This window comes from Alkalihalobacillus sp. TS-13 (genome assembly GCF_019720915.1).
GTDB lineage: Bacteria > Bacillota > Bacilli > Bacillales > Fictibacillaceae > Pseudalkalibacillus.
On sequence record NZ_JAHKSI010000006.1, the window covers coordinates 35,401 to 51,976 of the forward strand.

A 16,576-nucleotide genomic window follows, 5' to 3' on the forward strand; every position below is an offset into this window, starting at 1 on the left:
TGGGGGCTATGCCCCCAAACCCCTAATAACTTGCCGAGTTATCCTTTACGATTAAGAATGCTCCCCTCCCCTATTTGTTTCTATGGTTGTATACACGGCTTCATTTCGTTCTCTTGATCTAATAAGATCTATGTCTTTTATCCGGAAACGATCTTTATTGATGGTTTGTTTGAAGGCCCATGCCATTTTTTCCGCTTCTACTTCATCGGTTATACCAAAGTGTTTTTCAAAAATGATTCCAATTTGAATCAACCGTTTTGTTCTTGCCTTTTTCTTTCTTTCCCGTTCCCGGTTTTCTATTTGTGTCTTCTTTACTTTCAGTTGGTTTATTTTTTGTTCAATTTCTTCAATCCGTTCTTGATTTGTTTTCCCGCTCATTGGATTGTCCTCCTTCTAGTCCTTTTCTGGCATATTACCATAACAAACTAGATTTTTATGTCGTGTTAAGATATAATCCTGACTAATAATAGAAGAGGGCGCACTTATACATTGAATATAAATTAATGTTTTCATTCCTGTTTTTTGTGATCATTTCATTGGTTTGCACACCTTTTAATCTGTAAAATTATTTAAGGAGTTGTGGGAGAATGGCAATCTATCATTTTTCTGTGCAGATTCTTTCAAGAGCGAAAGGACAGTCCTCCGTCGCTGCAGCGAGTTATCGTTCAGGTGAAGCTCTAACCGAAACTTTAACTGGAGAAACAAAATTTTATCCACGTGAGGTCAAGCCGGAAACCATGATTCTTACACCTGCCCATGCCCCCAAATGGGTGAAGAATCGTCAGCATTTATGGAATGAAGTGGAACAAATCGAAAAAAGAAAAGATGCTCAACTTGCAAGAGAATTCAATGTTGCCCTTCCGATTGAACTGGATGAATCGGATCAACGAAAATTAATTGAAAGGTTCGTGGAAAACGAGTGTGTTAAAAGAGGTATGATTGCAGACATGGCCATTCACCGGGATGCGATCCATAATCCTCATGCCCATATTATGTTAACGACACGAACCATTACAAAAGATGGTTTTGGAAAGAAGAATCGGGAGTGGAATCATCGTTCGATGCTTCAACACTGGCGGAAAACATGGACGGATTATGTGAATGAAGCACTTAAACAAAAGGGAATCCAGGACCGAATCACCCATCAATCTTATCAAGACAGAGCGCTTGAAATCCTTCCTACCATTCATTTGGGCTATATTGCTCACCAGCTCGAACAAAAGGGGTTTCGAACCGATCGTGGCGATATCAATCGGGAAAGGCAGGCATACAATCAAACGGTGCTGGAATTGGCTGCTTATCAGGAGGAAAAATCCTTTCTTATTGAAGAAGCTCAAAAAGAGGGGAAAGGTGAAAACAACTAGGCAAATCTTTTTCCCTATTAAGTTATTTAACTCATTTATACACCTAACAATCCCCTTCCGATTAAATTGGTTTTAAGGAAGGGGATACTTTGATATTCATACCGGAAGGATGAAAATTGCCAGGAATTTAGAGAGGTATGTATTCCGTCTTCTCTATATCCTTTTCGGTTTTGGTGTTCGGACCCCCATTCATGCATAGCATCCAATATGGGTTTCAGCGTACTGCCATAATCCGTTATCGAATCCTCTGCTTTTGGTGGTACCTGGGGATAGACCGCACGTTTGATCAATCCCTCTTTTTCTAGTTCGCGCAGTTGATTTGTAAGGATCTTGGGTGTTATTCTTGGTAGAATGTTCTTTATTTCGCTATACCTCATGGTTCCTCGTTCCATTAGATACAGTAAAATGATCGGCTTCCATTTTCCTGCGATAATAGAAAGTGTACGATTTACTTGCCAATCTTCTGGTTCCAAGTACATCCCAATCGCTCCTTACGCATTTATTTGCTACTATATCTGTTTATAACTCTCTCCCTTAAGTCCATTTGTTCATTCAAAGGGCTATAAACAAGGACATCGATATTCATTCCTTCAGAACATAACGCTCTTTTTTCTTTCCTGCTACATCAAGGATTCATCTATTCCCAACTTCCATGGTTTCCCTTTATAGGAGAAAAGTTTTAAGAGTTTTTTAAGCAATATAGGAAGTATGTGTCATTTGGTGACTTAAATCGACCTTTTTTGTTCTTTTCCCATTTTCCATGTTTTATACTGTGGGGGGATATTGTTAAAGGGGGAATATTTTGAAACTTTTAACAAAAAAACAATCCAGTGTTTTAAAAAGCATCGACCGTTTTGGTGTGATCACCTCAACCCAATTAATCCACTTTCTAAAAGAAGAGATGTCCTATGTCACGGTTTATAGCACAAAAAAAATCTTATTGAATTTAGGTTTAATCGCGGAAGAAAAAATTGGCTATCATTTATTACTCTATATCCGGCCGAGAGGGGTTCATTATTTAGGGAGTGATTTGACCCCTTTTTCAAGAGTGAACTATAAGCAATTGCAACATCAGTTATCGATGAATGACTGTTTGTTAGCCTTTTTGGATATGGCACATTCACGAAACGTGTCCTTTGATTTCATGACGGAACGGGAGTTGCGCAGTCGATTTATTACGGATAATTTTTCCGATGCCGATCGAAAGAATTCCATGAAGTTACAGAAGGTTGCCGATCGTGTTCCAGATGGGATCGTGTGGGAAGATGGCAAAAAGATCGCCCTTGAGGTTGAATTGACTCAAAAGTCATCTAAAAGGTATGAAGAAAAATTATTACGGTATCGTGATGAAATCCTTAACGGGCAATACCGCTTGGTGCGATACGTCTGTGAAGACCGCCACATTCAAAAAACAGTCGCGACACATGCAAAACGGGAAGGATTTTCGCCTGATATGCTGCAGTTGGATTTAATCGATATAGTTTTGGCAGGGGCAAAAACCAATGAATAAGGACGGAAAGAGCAACAGTGAAGTCAGTCAAGAACTAGCTATGGGGGCTGGGTTCCTATTGGGAGCGCTGGTGATCTTTCCGGTTTTTGTATTTTCCATCCCCCTTTTCATTATTTTTCGACTCCTTAAAAAGCCGAATATCCATTTGATTTTCTCGATACTCGGGTTGGTGGTTTTCGGTTTTACTGTTTCGTATCGCTATGAGAGTTATCTTGGGCTGTATGGGACCTTGCCATTTGATTGGAATTGGTTAATGGAGTTGACGGGATCAACTTTTCCATTGGTTGGATCCTCTTATGTATTGTATGTAAGCGGGGGGCTCGTCCTATCCTATGGTTTACACGTCTTTACAGAGTACCAGCGGTCGAAGCGTGTAAACTCAAAAGAGAAAGCACGGGAGCGATTTAAAGAAGGTCCAACATATGAAAAGGTCTATCAAAATCGCTTTAAGATCAATGAGCGGGTCCAAAAGAAATGGCGTAGCCAGAAGGTGATCGATCAGCTGTTATTAGGGATAAACGAAGACGGCCAGCCCTATTATCAAGATTTTAAAGAGATTAATCAGCATATGTTCCTTCCGGCCACGACAGGCGGAGGAAAGACCGTTCTTTTATTGAACTATATCGAGTATGCCCTTATAAAGCATTATCCATTTATTTTTATCGATGGGAAAGGTTCAAGCGAAAGCATTGAAGATGTACAGACGCTTTGTCATCAGTATGGAAAAGAAGTCATCGTTTTTTCGGATCAGAGTCACGTTACGTACAATCCCTTAAAACATGGGAATGCTACGGTCATTCGAGATAAGTTGGAACAACTTATCGAAACGGAATCCACCTACTATACCGAAATTTCTCTATCCCTTGTACAAGCGCTGATTCAATTTATCGACGATTATGGTTTCAAACGGGATCTTTGGACATTTGCACGGTTTTTAGATCCAAATGAAGTGAAGAAAGTACTCAATCAAGATCTGGTTGAAAAAGAAGAGGGGATTTCCCCTAACGAGTCTCAAGATGAGGAGCCATATGTTCCTTCTGAAGAGGGCCCTAAACCTAACATAGATGAACTCCTTTCCGAAGAAGAATTTTCATTTGGCTCTTATTTCGATAACGAATCGACACCAGATGGTCATAAGGAACAACAACAAAAGGAAGCTGCACCTGCCCCCCAATCCGTTCGACCACGTTTACGGAAAGTACGAAGCGAACGTGCAGAAAAGCATCATCATCGTTTGTTTCAACGATACAAAAACGGTCAGGAGGGGGAAATGTATTTGTTTTCGAATGCATCCTCGGTTCGAACGCAAATTCATCTTTTACTTGACGGTGAGTTAGGTTTTCTATTCAAAGAAACCGAAGATGGTTTGGATTTAATCAGAATCAGTGAAGAGAAAGAAGCTTTATTTGTCAGCTTTGACGGTTTGATTTATGACAAATTCATTAAGGTAATCGCTCGATTCTTGATACTCGATATTAACTATCTTGTATCCTATCGGAATCGGAAAAAGATGAAAGATGAGCCGTTTTTAGCGATTTATGATGAGTTTTCCGTCTATGCCAACGACAAGATCGTCGATACCATCAATAAGTCGCGTTCTGGGGGATTTCATTGTATCATCGCCACTCAAACGTTAGCGGACTTAGAAACGGTAGATCCGATCCTCGCGAAACAGGTTGTGGCCAATACAAATACGTACGGGATCGGACAGACGAATCATCCGGATGAAGTTGAAGCCTGGGCGAATACATTAGGAACCTATAAAGATATTGATTTAACCGTCCAAACCGAGAAACAGGAAGGCCGTTTGAAGCGTATCGACCAAAAAGCTGGACAGGGCACTGTCCGCGAAGTCCGAAAATATCATATTAAACCAGATGAAATCCGGCAGCTCAGAACAGGTCAATTTATCTTTGATAGAAAAGCCGGGAAGAAGTGGATGAAACCTGAAATCATTTACGTTCGTCATCCACTAAAAGGTTTTTGAGTTTTATAAGGAGTGGTTGAATGAAATTGCCAAAGCTTTTTCAAAAGAAAGGGGCATCACCAAAAGAAGGAAAGCCAAAAAACAAAGAAAAGAAGAAACCCTTTTATAATCGACGCATCTCTTTTTCACGTAAAAAAGCAACCCGGGTCGCAAGTTTTCTATTCTTTTCTGTCATTGCACTATCACTTCTTTTTAATATCATCTTTTTTAGTAAATACCAGGCCATCCGGGATTCGGTAAAGGCACAGGAGGAATCCCTTGAGGAACGTTTGGGGGATGTAAGTAAAGCTGATATGATTCGTTCAGATGCTGTCGCTGCTTTTGGCATGGATTTCTTAAGGCAGTATTTTTTTATTCCAAAAGATGATAAAGAACGGAAAGAGCGACTTGATGTATTATCCCGTTATCTGGTTCAGGGGTTTGATACCACCGGGTTACAAACAGAAGATTTTTCGGGGAATCGGTCGGTCAAGGATCTCCGCTATCTGAAGACAGAACGACTAAGTGCAAAGAAAGCCAAGCTTCATTATCAAATCACCTACGAAATTACCGAAGAAGTTGAAAACGGTGAGAAACCTAAAAACGAAAAGGATAAAAAGGCCAAGAAAGAAACGCAACCCAAAGTCGTGGCGAATACTGTCGAAGTAGCCGTACCCGTTATGACCGATGGGAAAGGGTATGCCGTCTATGATTACCCTCGTTTAGTCAAGGAAGATTTACGATCCAATATCGAAGGTAAAAAAGAAGAGTTACAAGGTGATCCGATCACGTCAACCGAACAAAAGGAGATCCAGCTCTTTTTAGAAAAGTTTTTTACTTCTTATGGCATGAGTGATGATAAATTACCGTTTATGGCTAAAGTAGATTATGGTCTTTCAAACCAGGTTTTCCAATCCTTAAACATCCAGCAGGTCGTGACAACTGGAAACGATTATCAGGTGATTGTTCATGTCCGCTATACGGATCGAGAAACTTCCTTAACAAATCTTTATTCGTATGATTTAAAGTTATCCAAAGCCAATCAAGATAACAACAAGTATTTTGTAGAATCCATTCAATAAGGAGTGTGTTGATTCATGAATGTCAATTTGGAAGCCATTACGACCAATCTCATCTCGCAAATTGGTTTTTTAATTCTATTAATCATGGTTATTCGTGCGTTGATTGCTTATACGCGGCAAGATTGGGGGCAGTTTTGGAGCGGATTAACCCTGGGTATCATGTGTTTGATCGTCGTGTTCTTCGGACCCCAATTCCAGCATTTAGCCCGTACAATCGGGGATACGATCTTCAGATAAGGGACAACGTATTTTCCTGATAGGGAGGGGTCGTTTTTGAAAACAAAAGGAGAGAACTTCACATCAGAGTATAAATATCCCATCAAAATTTACCGTATTGGCCAGGTCGAGTTTGCGAACGGTCTAGAAGTACGAAAAATGATTTTTTCCGCCATTTTAGCAGCTCTGTTGGTTATTGCTTTCCTTGTGGTGGGGATTCAAACCGATTCCAATCTTGTCGGTTTTGTTGCTAAAAACTGGCTGATTCTCATTACGGTTATTCCTGGCGTCATTACATTTGTCGTTTTTAATCTCAAGTATGACAACAAAGGTTTCTTCGCTTTTGTCCGTGATCGAATCGATTATTATCGAAACCGGCACAAGATGTATGAACATTTCATTGATGTAGCGGAAGATCAAATAAACCGGCCGTTAATTTTTGAACCCTTTGTTGTCGAAAAGAAGGTGACTCAAAATGGACAAGAAGGTACTCGAGTTTCCAATTGAATATCGTTATAAAAACATGGCCTTCAATAAGCAGAAGCAAGTGTGGGCTTTTTATAAGCTGCATGAAGAATACATCCGTTTAAATAGTGACGTTGATTTTCAACGATATGTCGAACGTACGGCAGAGTTTTTGGCTAACGAGGAGTATAACTACCATATTATGATTCTGCCGAAACGTTTTGATTTTGATAAATTCACAGACATTATCAATCAGAACATTGTCCGAGGTGAATTTGCCGATATTGGAGAGACGTATTTTAACCGGGCATCGGAAACGTTGAAAAATGAAGTATCCCTTTACGAATATGATGTGTTTGTCGCCGTTCATCTAAACAAGATGGATGATGTGAGTACCTCCGATCTCAAGGATTTATCGAAGAAGTTCATGAAACGTGTTCGCGATGATCTTTCGAAACTCATGACCTTTCAAACGTATGTCGAAGATGATTTTCCCTATTTTGAGGAACTCGAAAGAGCATTTAGTAACAAGGTTGCTTATCATAAGAAGTTTGAAAAGTTGCAGGAAGAAGACGTCGATCGATTGATTTATTACATGTTTCACCGAACGAGTGATTTATTTGAGGTGCCGGAGAGCCCGTATAATCTGACCGAAGGTGTGATCAAAAACGACTATGGTTTTATGACGGTAACCCATGACGAGTATACTGAATACCTTAGTTTCATGCCTTTTTATGAAATGCCGGTCACCCTAGAGAATTATCGGTTCATTCAAGATATCATTGAAAGTATTGATTTTCCAGTAGAGTTCCAAATCCAATACACCTTTAAGGATAATGCAACGAATATACGCCAAGTACGGAAGTTAAAACGCCGGTTTGCCAATTTCGATTATGAAATTCAAAATACCCAAACGGCTGATGAAGATACGGTGGTCGAAATGGCCTCTGAAAGGTTGGATGTCTTACTGGATGATGTCAAAGCCAATTCAAGGAAATTACTGTTTATGAATCTTTTCCTTGTCTTATCGGATCGCGACAAAAAAAGGCTACATGATAAACAGGAGGCATTAAACAACCTGTTCAAGAATACAGGATTTCAATTGGTTAGGCCTCTAGTCGATCAGTTGACGTTGTTTTCTCAAGCCTTACCGGGTTCTTATACAGCGTTTCCTTATTATGAACAAGTCGTAGATGAAACGTATTTAGCGCAGTCCGCGATGGATATATCGAACAAAATCGGAAATCGCTTTGGGATGGTATTAGGTAAAGTTATTACTGGAAAAAAACTCTCTAGTGTGGAACAAGCGCGAGAAATCAACAATAACGTCGTCGTCTTTAACCCTTTACTTACGAAACGCGCCATCTCAGGTGCGGCCCATACCAATGGCAACATCCTGATTACTGGTCCCCCAGGCAGTGGTAAGTCGATGCTCGTGAAAAACTTTTTCACCTGGTCGACGTTTTTAGGCTCGAAAGTTCTTTACGTGGATCCGAAAAATGAATTCCAGCGTTATTATCAAGATGCATTGGAGAAGTATAGCAACATTCCAGAGTTCCAAGCATTGTATGAGCGTATTAATTTTATTCACTTGTCGGAACAGAGTGAATTTCATGGGGCCCTGGATCCATTGGTGTTCTTAGAAGGGGATCAGGCGATCCAAACCGCGATGATGATTTTGAATACCCTTGCGGAAGTTCGAGGATCTCGAAATGAATCTGTAACCATTTATGACTCCATCATTGAAGAAGTCAATGAGTCGAACCATCCAACCCTAACCGGCGTATTGGAACGTATTTTAGAGAAGGATCAAACCCTGGGTAAATTCATTCAAAAATACCGTTATGGGTTAGGGCGTATGCTTTTTGGGGCGGAAGATTCTTACGGGCTGGACTTCAATCGGCAGATCAACGTTCTGGGTTTGCAGGGTCTCCGGCTTCCGGCATCGGATAACATGAACGAAGAGGAACGAATCGGGTTATGTTTAATGATGTCCATCTCAAAATATGTGCATATTTTCTCCACTGGAAAAGATGAAGAAGCGATGATTATTTTTGATGAGGCATGGACCCTGAAACGGTCCCAGCATGGCCAGGATTTAATCGATGAGATGCTCCGGACCGGCCGTTCACTCAAAACGGATATCGTATTGGTGACCCAAGCGTATGACGATTTTAATGTCGATACGACTAAAGAACAGATTGGGATCAAATTTGCATTCCGTCCCAAGTCGGATGATGCGATCAAGCCGATCTTGAATTTCTTCGATATGGAAATCAATCCAGACAATATCGAGATTGTTAGCAACTTGAAGTCAGGCATGTGCCTATTTCAGGATCACTTGGGGCGGAACCAGGCCATTGCCATTGATATTCTCTTTGATGAATGGTTTGAAGCATTCAAGACGACACAAAAAGAATCAGATGCGGTCCAATTGGAAGAAGCCTATTTATAAAGGAGCGAATGGAATGAAGAAACCCCTTATGTTAGTTTTTCTCCTCTTGATGCTTTTTGGATGTGGGAAGGATTTAGACTTTGATCAAGAGAAAATGGAAGCTGCTGTTAGAGAAGAAGCTATGACTTTTAACAAAGTAAAAGAGGGTGGCTATAAAGCAGAAGATATTGAAATTGTATCTATCTGTAAAGCGGAAAGAAATACTTCAAAGGATGTACCCCAACATTACTTTGTTCACTGGCAAACTAAAGACGGAAAGGTTAAAGATGAAAATACTTTAATGAAAGAATATGAGCAAGATGGTGCTGATGATTTTTATACCAAGACTAATGAATGTGTAGAATATTAAAAAATATAAAGGGTGAGAGACAATGTCTAAAAAAACCTTCGTCTCCCTAATCTTATTGTTTGTCCTTCTCATCCCTGCCACTACAGGCTTTGCACTGGATGACCAGGATCGAAGCTCAAAGAAATATAATGAGAATCGATATGAGTTGATGACGTATTCCGATGATTCGTGGTATGACTTCATGGGACAAACCGGTACTGAAATGGTCGATTTCTTAAAAAATGCCCTTTGGAGCTTGAATCGCTCTTTATCTTTTATGGTCCTGATGGTTGTTTATCAATTATTTTCATTAGATATCGTTGATTTGACAAAGTCATCTGTTAAGGCCATCACCTCCAGTACCGCTGGAACTCTAACCTATAATCTTGGCTTATTTGCATTGTCTCTTGCTTCAATAGGGATTGTTGTACGGGCTTATATCCAACAAAATTGGCAGGCTTTTCTTAAGCTGCTATCTCTCATTCTATTAAGTCTATCGTTATTATTTTCTATACAATCTGAGAAATTTAATTACATTGACCTGGCTCATGGTGTTTCGACAACACTTGAAAATGTGATTATGGAGGCGAATCCTTCTTTGTCTCAAGATGGGGCATTTGAATTTACGAATTTTGATGACAATACAGCTCGGGATGTATCGATTGCAATCGAGAATAAAGTGTTTGATGCTCTAGTATATAAACCCTATCTTCTTCTTCAATACGGAAAAAGTGATGAAACTAAAATAAAGGCTGAAGCCTCAGACAGGATTGATGAGTACTTAAACGCAAACCCCGCTACTGAAGAGGGGGCTGAAAAAAGAAAAGAAATAGAAGAAAACGAATTTAAACAATACAATAATCAAACAATCTTTGCAGGAAACGCCTATAAACAGATGGGCTATATCATGATTATGATGATCTCAACGATCATACAAGGGATTGTTTACTTCTTTATCGCTTTAATCCGGATTATGCTTCAGTTTGCGTTTATTGTGATGATGCTGTTGTTTCCAATCATCTTGTTTATGAGTCTATTTCCTAGTTTTGAAGCTTTAACCGCAAGATACACCAGAGGGACCTTTATTTTAATCGTCTTTAAAGGGATAACGATGTTTTTTGTTCTCGTATCTACTAGTTTCATTACCTTAGGCTATAGCATGACCAACATGAATGATGACATTTATTATCGGATGTTTATCCAGATCATTTTCAGTGTGGCCATTCTATTCCTTTATATGAAACGTCAGTTTGTCTTCAATATGCTTGAAGGAGCATCCCCTAACTTAGGTGATACGGGAGCTGGAGAAGGCATGATGCGGAGATCCGTTCAAGGAGGTCGAGGTATGCTCCTTCGGCGTAGAATGAACAGAGTCTATAAACGCATGAATAAGGGCAGACCAAACAACTCAAATAACACTAAAGATAAATCGGGTAATTTTAATGGAACGGGTACTTACAGTGGACGGTCGGGATCTATTCCAGCTTCTTATAAATATGGAGAGGGTGCAAAATCTAATCTAACTGATAAGGGTAATGGTCACAAGCAAAAGGATGCAACTAATGGTACAGATTCAACGCAAAAAGATAGACAAGTGTCGGAAAGGTCTGCAGGACAAAAAGAAGCAGCTGCAAGCAAGGCGTCCAATGATAATTCTGGACGAAATCCTTATAAACGGAAAAGCCGTCCAAATTCTCTAAATAAACCTCAGGACAGGGAACATGCTGAAGGGAAGTCTCAAAAAAATACCAAATCTTCAGGTCGAAACCCTTATCAAAAAACGACTGATGGGTCAAGCAATCAATATCGATCGAAACGACGCCCAAACAATGTGGCTAATCAATCTTCGAACAACCGGTCAAGCCGTAAACCGAAACGCAGACCCAACACTTTAGATAAACCTTTGAAAAACGAATCGTCCTAACGATCGAGTTAAGGCGTAAATCTTCGACATGCCTTTGACTGGATACAGAAGGAGGAAATCATGCTTAAACAATATGCAGAAGCAAAGGCGAAAAAAGCACTCCTCATTCTTATGCTTAAATATATCCTCCCTATCCTTCTATTATTTGCTTTGATCTACGGGATTATCTTTTTGTTGGTATTGATGCTGGGGAATTTATCGAGTCAAGAATCAGAAAATTTAACCAATGGACAAGTTGGAAATGTTTCACAGGAGGTTATGCAGTATAAAGATGAGGTAACGAAATATGCCAAGCAGGAGGGGGTTGAAGATTATGTTGGGATCATTCTGGCCTTGATGATGCAGGAATCGGGTGGTCGAGGTCTAGACCCTATGCAGGCATCTGAATCCCATTGTGAATCCATGGGTTGTATAGTTAATCCGGAAGTGTCTATCCAGCAAGGGGTTAAATATTTTGCTCAGACGTTAAATAGATCGAATCAAGATGTAAAGCTGGCTCTTCAATCGTATAATTTCGGTACAGGATTCATTGACTATGTCATGCAACATGGTGGCAAATATACACAGGAATTGGCAATTGATTTTTCATCTATGAAATATGAACAATTAAAACACCAAGGGATCTACAGTTGTGTCCGTCCCGAAGCGTTACAATATAATGCTTGTTATGGTGATATCTATTATGTAGATGCTGTTTTGCAATACTATAACTTTGAAACGCCGATCGGCGATGGCGAATGGGCCGTACCGGTTGCTGGTGCGGTGAATATCACAAGTCCTTACGGATGGAGAACCTGGGGAGATGGATCAAGAGAAAACCATAAAGGGGTGGATTTCAGCTGTATTGAAGGCGTGACACCGATTCAAGCGGTTGAAAAAGGCCGTGTCATTTATTCCGGTTTCCAAGTGAATCGAGACGGAAGTGATGGGTATGGTAATCTCGTGATGATCCAGCACGGCAACCTCATATCAGCTTACGGTCATCTGTCCAAGTTAGATGTAAGGGAAGGGGATACCGTTAAGAAAGGGCAACAAATTGGTGTATGTGGTAGTACAGGGGAGTCAACAGGTCCTCACCTCCATTTAGAAGCTAAAACAAGTGAATGGAGTGGTCATCAAAATCCAGCCGCTTTATTAGGTCTATGAACGGAGGGTGAATATGAACCAAAATTTCCTCATGAAGACCCTCATCCTTGTGCTAGGGGTTCTTATTGTCATCAGTGTCTTTTTCGGTTTTAATACCATCGAAGAGCAATCGGTGACCATTGAACAGTTAAAGGAAAAGGTCAAGGAGCAGGAAAATCAAATCAGCTATCTGCAAACGTCAAAACGGAAACAAACAGAAGAATCACAAAAAACGGATGAAAGCAAAATGAAAGAATCCGTCAATGTTTTTATTGAATCCATCTTTCATGTAGAAGAGGAGAATTACGACGAACGAAGATCCAACGCGAAGGCAGTGGTTACCCAGGATCTATTTAAAAAACAGTTCCCGAAAGACACCCCTCCCGAGAAGTTACTTTATGAACATGATGTATCGGATATAAATATTTATCTTTCTCAAGAAGATCAAAGTGCCTTTGTTATCTTCGACCAGGAAATTACGAATTTAGCCAACAATCGAACGGATAAAAAACGAATGACGATCCAAGTATTTTTGCAGAAGGAAGGCGAAGAATGGATCGTCAATGATTTCCGACAAATCCATGCCGAACCGTTGTAATTACTCTCCAATAACAACATAACATTCATGATATGTTGTTCTTAATTGGAAATGAAGTTTTCTTATCTTGATGAGGTATAACAGGCGCTTTCCTCCATTTCGTCCGGGATTGCGATCCATTTATGGGTACAAAAAGGTAGTAAAGCAATAATGTGAGGGTTTGGAGCTAATAACTTGCTTATACTTTTTATAAAGAGGGTTAACCGATTAGGAGGTTAACCCTACAACTTATTATCATTAATGATTCAATATTTGCGTAGGGAAGGTAAAAAATTCGTAGATGCAGGTCGACTGGAGGAAAGCGGACAGTAATCTTAAATGGTGAAAATGAAAAAGGTAATCAGGGATTTTCCGAATTCGCTGCTTACTATGACTTTCCCCCTAGGCTTGTAACCCTCGCATCGGTGTTACCAGCACCGATGCTTTGTTATGGTATGTCTTCTACCTCTATTAGATTCGTCATGGGTATAAAATACAAGTCAAGATGATTTGGATTTCACCATAGATAAACTAACATATTCGGCCTACTTTCATGGGATGAATTGTATCCTATAAAATAGTGTTGGTTGAACAATTCTATCATAGAATGAAGACCATACAGCTAACTTTACATAGGTACTAATTTCGGGTTAAGGCATAACCGGAAAATGCTTCATAACCTTTTATTGGATCAGTACCCCATGAAACGATCTGGTCAGCGAGAAATTGATCATCTTTGGCTTGAAAAAGCTTTTGAACGACCAGCATTAGATTTAAGTTAGGTGCTGATAATCAAACACAAATCATTTCAGCTGCTATGGAGAAAGGAATACTATACACATCAAATATGTAGGTAAAGTGTTCATCTCGTACTATTTATCAATATCTAAGGATTACAACAAGAATTTTATATTCTTGTTTTTTTGATCTTTTTATCAGTATCGATCTAAAAGAAAGGCATACCATAAGGTGAAGAAAAGGTCGGTAAAACCAAAGTATCAGTTATTTATCCCTGTTTCATTCCTATATCTATAAGATATTTGGTACATTCTTTTATAAGTGTCATCGAGCGAATCCCTTAAAAGACGATTATATAAGATTTTTTGTTTTTGGTTTATTAAACCGTTGTCGTTACTTTTATGGTGGATTTATCTCATATAATGACATGAATCCCTACTTTAGAAAAAAGTTATTTCGACAAAAAATACGACAATTGTGTGGTATTCAATACGGTAGTTTAAAAGTATAGTAGGGGTAAATTCTTGATATACGCCCGTCTGTTTTTTTGTAAGGATTTTACTAACCTATTGTTTTAGAACGCACAACCAATCAAGGAGGAATGGAAATGAAAAAAATTTGACTGGCCTATTTAGCTTGCTGTTGTTAATCTCAATGTTTATGACAACTGGAGGGAATGAGGTAAAAGCTGCAGGTCATTGCTCTTACAATGGGGAAGATATCCTGTTAACCCCTTATTGTACAACCGATCAAAGAACTGAAGTGACAAAAAGTATTGGAAATGTTGAGATGAGGTCCGGAATTGCTGACAATGGGCAAAGGTACGCATGGGCTGCATGGGTGGGACCATTTGGAGCCGGTGACTCGTTCTATTTAAATGTAGTCGATAGAGGAGGAGTATACGAAAAATTCTACAAATATCCAGACAAACTACATACAATTGGATATCGTCTTTCTCCGGATCCTGAACGAAAGTTTCGAGTCGTACAAAGTTATGCTGGCCAAGATATGCTTTATGGTGCGTGGTGGTAATTTTCCGTTAATTTTCAACTTATTAGAGGTACCGTATCAATCCCAATTCCAAAATATAAATCTTCTGAAATAGTGGAACCTGGTAAGTATTCACTGGCTATATACTAATTGAAGGTACTCCATTTTGGAATAAAATTTAACTAAATTAATGAAATGGTTCAATAAAACTAGCAGAACAACACGTAGCATTTTCTAAAGAAATTCATGGGGCTGTCCCTTTTGTAGACTTTTGGGACAGCCTTTTTAAACTGCAGTCATCAGTAACCTTTGTAGGACATAACACCAAATCACCCCTTGCCAAATCGGAAAGGGGTGATTTCATCTATCGTTAAGGGGGAGGCACTTACAATCGTAACAAATCTCGGAGATTGGTTTAAGAATATGTGACCCTTTTGATAATGTTAATATTGTTGTAATTTTCTTTTCTTCATCTTTGATTTTGTAATCGCAATGTTTGGTGTAGCGTAGATCCCATGACCTTGATTTTCTGTTTTTATATAACAAATAAGATTTGAGGATGGCCCTGTTTTTTATTGGTCTTGCTGGACCATCTGTTCTTTAAAATAAAGATAGCTCCCAGTGTTATCATCTTCCCGTTCCAATGTTTTCATTTCATCTTTGTCTACTTCTTCATAAGGGATTTTTCTATGAGTTTTCACAGGATTTCCTTTAGAATTGAGTAATAATGTAACGAAATGGTGACACCTTTATTATTTATACATTTCTCATTATATTATTTAAAATATCATAAACCAATGGGAAACTAGTGAAACCATCATCTTCTAGAAAATGCCCCCCCTTTTCAACAGGATAAAATGATGTATCCAATTGTTTTGATAAATTTTGACTTAATTGAATAGGAACAATATAGTCATCCTTTGCAGCAATAACAGCACGTGAATTAGTTGCTGCAATTATTCTTTTATAATCCACTTTTGTAACTGTAAATGGATTTAGTGAGGGTAACGATGATAATGGTTCTGAAAAGCCAGAAACAAGAATAAAGCCTCCAAAACTTGGTAACGGATCTAATTGATCTAGGTAATTCAATAGTGTGATAGACCCTAGACTATGTGTTACAAAATACGTTTTGTTATTTACATTCTTTATTTCATTAGTTAATGTTTCCAACCATTCTTCTTTATTTGGGTCAGACGAATTTGGCATATGAAGAACCGAAACTTGATTACCATCTGCTATTAATTTTTCTTTTAACCATGGGAACCAATGATTTGCTGGTGAAGCTCCATATCCATGGATAATATATACTTGCTTTCCCATTTCTACACTCCTTTCTTTTTATAATGCAAAAACAGTATATTACTGATCCAAACCTATATGAAAGTAGACTGCTTTGAGGTTCAACCAAAGGTTAAGAAGTTAGATAGGAGAATAAAAGATCTATGATTTAAAATAAAAAAATATATTGTGATAGAGAGGTGTAGGACAAATGGGGATTATAAAGGGTAAACGCAAAACCCTTTTTTGCACCTCTATCAACGGCTTCAAACGAAATGAAGGAAGGTTTTGGATAATCAATTACCGTATAATCTAAAGGAACAAATGGAGATTTTAAGAGGTTACTGGATTAGCAATTTATGGAAGTATTCCATGGAACTAAAATCAAAATGGTACATGGAACTCCTAAACATGAGTAAAAATGTTATTGAAAGTGGGTGAAGCCAAAATGGATTTTTGTTTGAAAGTACCAAGTGTTGGCCAGTTACTTGGCTATAAGCCTGAATAACCGAGATTATCGTATGAAGAGCAAGCCTGGAAGTAGCTGCATAAAGA

The 16,576-nt window shown here is 38.9% G+C and carries 17 protein-coding genes; 12 read left to right on the forward strand and 5 right to left on the reverse strand.

The window, feature by feature from the left end; translation table 11 throughout:
* Positions 1-51 precede the first annotated feature (51 nt).
* The gene (locus KOL94_RS22695; protein WP_221568958.1) at positions 52-378 is read right to left on the reverse strand and encodes a hypothetical protein; all 327 of its coding nucleotides are present in this window, start codon (positions 376-378) and stop codon (positions 52-54) included.
* Positions 379-587: 209 nt separating this feature from the next.
* On the opposite strand from KOL94_RS22695, the gene mobQ reads away from it, so the two are divergent.
* Positions 588-1,364 carry a MobQ family relaxase gene (gene mobQ / locus KOL94_RS22700; protein WP_221568959.1) on the forward strand — a complete coding sequence of 259 codons (777 nt, stop codon included), beginning with the start codon at positions 588-590 and terminating at the stop codon, positions 1,362-1,364.
* 35 nt (positions 1,365-1,399) lie between these two features.
* On the opposite strand, the gene KOL94_RS22705 is transcribed toward mobQ, so the two are convergent.
* Positions 1,400-1,843 carry a winged helix-turn-helix transcriptional regulator gene (locus tag KOL94_RS22705; protein WP_221568960.1) on the reverse strand — a complete coding sequence of 148 codons (444 nt, stop codon included), beginning with the start codon at positions 1,841-1,843 and terminating at the stop codon, positions 1,400-1,402.
* Positions 1,844-2,166: 323 nt separating this feature from the next.
* On the opposite strand from KOL94_RS22705, the gene KOL94_RS22710 reads away from it, so the two are divergent.
* From KOL94_RS22710 to KOL94_RS22755, 10 genes are read left to right on the forward strand one after another with little or no spacing between them, the layout of a single operon-like run.
* The gene (locus tag KOL94_RS22710; RefSeq protein WP_221568961.1) at positions 2,167-2,874 is read left to right on the forward strand and encodes a hypothetical protein; all 708 of its coding nucleotides are present in this window, start codon (positions 2,167-2,169) and stop codon (positions 2,872-2,874) included.
* The gene (locus KOL94_RS22715; RefSeq protein ID WP_221568962.1) at positions 2,867-4,861 is read left to right on the forward strand and encodes a TraM recognition domain-containing protein; all 1,995 of its coding nucleotides are present in this window, start codon (positions 2,867-2,869) and stop codon (positions 4,859-4,861) included. The genes KOL94_RS22710 and KOL94_RS22715 overlap by 8 nt, the downstream gene beginning before the upstream one ends.
* 20 nt (positions 4,862-4,881) lie before the next feature.
* Entirely contained in the window at positions 4,882-5,922 is a 1,041-nt protein-coding gene (locus KOL94_RS22720; RefSeq protein ID WP_221568963.1) for a conjugal transfer protein, read from the forward strand.
* Between the two features lie 15 nt (positions 5,923-5,937).
* The gene (locus KOL94_RS22725) at positions 5,938-6,159 is read left to right on the forward strand and encodes a hypothetical protein (RefSeq protein WP_221568964.1); all 222 of its coding nucleotides are present in this window, start codon (positions 5,938-5,940) and stop codon (positions 6,157-6,159) included.
* Positions 6,160-6,195: 36 nt separating this feature from the next.
* On the forward strand, positions 6,196-6,645 hold the full coding sequence (locus KOL94_RS22730; RefSeq protein WP_221568965.1) for a conjugal transfer protein: 450 nt from the start codon (positions 6,196-6,198) through the stop codon (positions 6,643-6,645).
* The gene (locus KOL94_RS22735) at positions 6,614-9,058 is read left to right on the forward strand and encodes an ATP-binding protein (protein ID WP_221568966.1); all 2,445 of its coding nucleotides are present in this window, start codon (positions 6,614-6,616) and stop codon (positions 9,056-9,058) included. Before KOL94_RS22730 ends, KOL94_RS22735 begins: the two co-directional genes overlap by 32 nt.
* A 13-nt stretch (positions 9,059-9,071) precedes the next feature.
* A complete protein-coding gene (locus KOL94_RS22740; protein ID WP_221568967.1) occupies positions 9,072-9,407 on the forward strand; it encodes a hypothetical protein in 336 nt (111 codons plus the stop codon).
* Positions 9,408-9,429: 22 nt separating this feature from the next.
* The gene (locus KOL94_RS22745) at positions 9,430-11,310 is read left to right on the forward strand and encodes a CD3337/EF1877 family mobilome membrane protein (RefSeq protein WP_221568968.1); all 1,881 of its coding nucleotides are present in this window, start codon (positions 9,430-9,432) and stop codon (positions 11,308-11,310) included.
* 60 nt (positions 11,311-11,370) lie between these two features.
* Positions 11,371-12,456 carry a lysozyme family protein gene (locus KOL94_RS22750; RefSeq protein ID WP_221568969.1) on the forward strand — a complete coding sequence of 362 codons (1,086 nt, stop codon included), beginning with the start codon at positions 11,371-11,373 and terminating at the stop codon, positions 12,454-12,456.
* 13 nt (positions 12,457-12,469) lie between these two features.
* Positions 12,470-13,033, forward strand: coding sequence for a hypothetical protein (locus KOL94_RS22755; RefSeq protein WP_221568970.1), 564 nt, complete (start codon positions 12,470-12,472; stop codon positions 13,031-13,033).
* A 618-nt stretch (positions 13,034-13,651) separates the two neighbouring features.
* Here KOL94_RS22755 and KOL94_RS25500 read toward each other — a convergent pair.
* Positions 13,652-13,780, reverse strand: coding sequence for a hypothetical protein (locus KOL94_RS25500; RefSeq protein ID WP_260412617.1), 129 nt, complete (start codon positions 13,778-13,780; stop codon positions 13,652-13,654).
* Positions 13,781-14,386: 606 nt separating this feature from the next.
* Between KOL94_RS25500 and KOL94_RS22760 the strand changes: the two genes are divergently transcribed.
* On the forward strand, positions 14,387-14,782 hold the full coding sequence (locus tag KOL94_RS22760; protein WP_221568971.1) for a hypothetical protein: 396 nt from the start codon (positions 14,387-14,389) through the stop codon (positions 14,780-14,782).
* A gap of 530 nt (positions 14,783-15,312) precedes the next feature.
* Here the strand turns inward: KOL94_RS22760 and KOL94_RS25505 are convergent.
* Positions 15,313-15,441 carry a hypothetical protein gene (locus tag KOL94_RS25505; protein ID WP_260412618.1) on the reverse strand — a complete coding sequence of 43 codons (129 nt, stop codon included), beginning with the start codon at positions 15,439-15,441 and terminating at the stop codon, positions 15,313-15,315.
* Between the two features lie 55 nt (positions 15,442-15,496).
* A complete protein-coding gene (locus KOL94_RS22765; protein WP_221568972.1) occupies positions 15,497-16,063 on the reverse strand; it encodes an RBBP9/YdeN family alpha/beta hydrolase in 567 nt (188 codons plus the stop codon).
* Positions 16,064-16,576 lie beyond the last annotated feature (513 nt).

Excerpts from the sequence above, each read along its gene's own strand:
- KOL94_RS22705 (WP_221568960.1), bottom strand. The coding sequence starts at position 1,843 with ATGTACTTGGAACCAGAAGATTGGCAAGTAAATCGTACACTTTCTATT.
- KOL94_RS22765 (WP_221568972.1), bottom strand. The coding sequence starts at position 16,063 with ATGGGAAAGCAAGTATATATTATCCATGGATATGGAGCTTCACCAGCA.
- KOL94_RS22745 (WP_221568968.1), top strand. The coding sequence starts at position 9,430 with ATGTCTAAAAAAACCTTCGTCTCCCTAATCTTATTGTTTGTCCTTCTC.
- mobQ (WP_221568959.1), top strand. The coding sequence starts at position 588 with ATGGCAATCTATCATTTTTCTGTGCAGATTCTTTCAAGAGCGAAAGGA.
- KOL94_RS22695 (WP_221568958.1), bottom strand. The coding sequence starts at position 378 with ATGAGCGGGAAAACAAATCAAGAACGGATTGAAGAAATTGAACAAAAA.
- KOL94_RS22720 (WP_221568963.1), top strand. The coding sequence starts at position 4,882 with ATGAAATTGCCAAAGCTTTTTCAAAAGAAAGGGGCATCACCAAAAGAA.
- KOL94_RS22735 (WP_221568966.1), top strand. The coding sequence starts at position 6,614 with ATGGACAAGAAGGTACTCGAGTTTCCAATTGAATATCGTTATAAAAAC.
- KOL94_RS25500 (WP_260412617.1), bottom strand. The coding sequence starts at position 13,780 with ATGCTGGTCGTTCAAAAGCTTTTTCAAGCCAAAGATGATCAATTTCTC.
- KOL94_RS22740 (WP_221568967.1), top strand. The coding sequence starts at position 9,072 with ATGAAGAAACCCCTTATGTTAGTTTTTCTCCTCTTGATGCTTTTTGGA.
- KOL94_RS22750 (WP_221568969.1), top strand. The coding sequence starts at position 11,371 with ATGCTTAAACAATATGCAGAAGCAAAGGCGAAAAAAGCACTCCTCATT.
- KOL94_RS22755 (WP_221568970.1), top strand. The coding sequence starts at position 12,470 with ATGAACCAAAATTTCCTCATGAAGACCCTCATCCTTGTGCTAGGGGTT.
- KOL94_RS22725 (WP_221568964.1), top strand. The coding sequence starts at position 5,938 with ATGAATGTCAATTTGGAAGCCATTACGACCAATCTCATCTCGCAAATT.
- KOL94_RS22715 (WP_221568962.1), top strand. The coding sequence starts at position 2,867 with ATGAATAAGGACGGAAAGAGCAACAGTGAAGTCAGTCAAGAACTAGCT.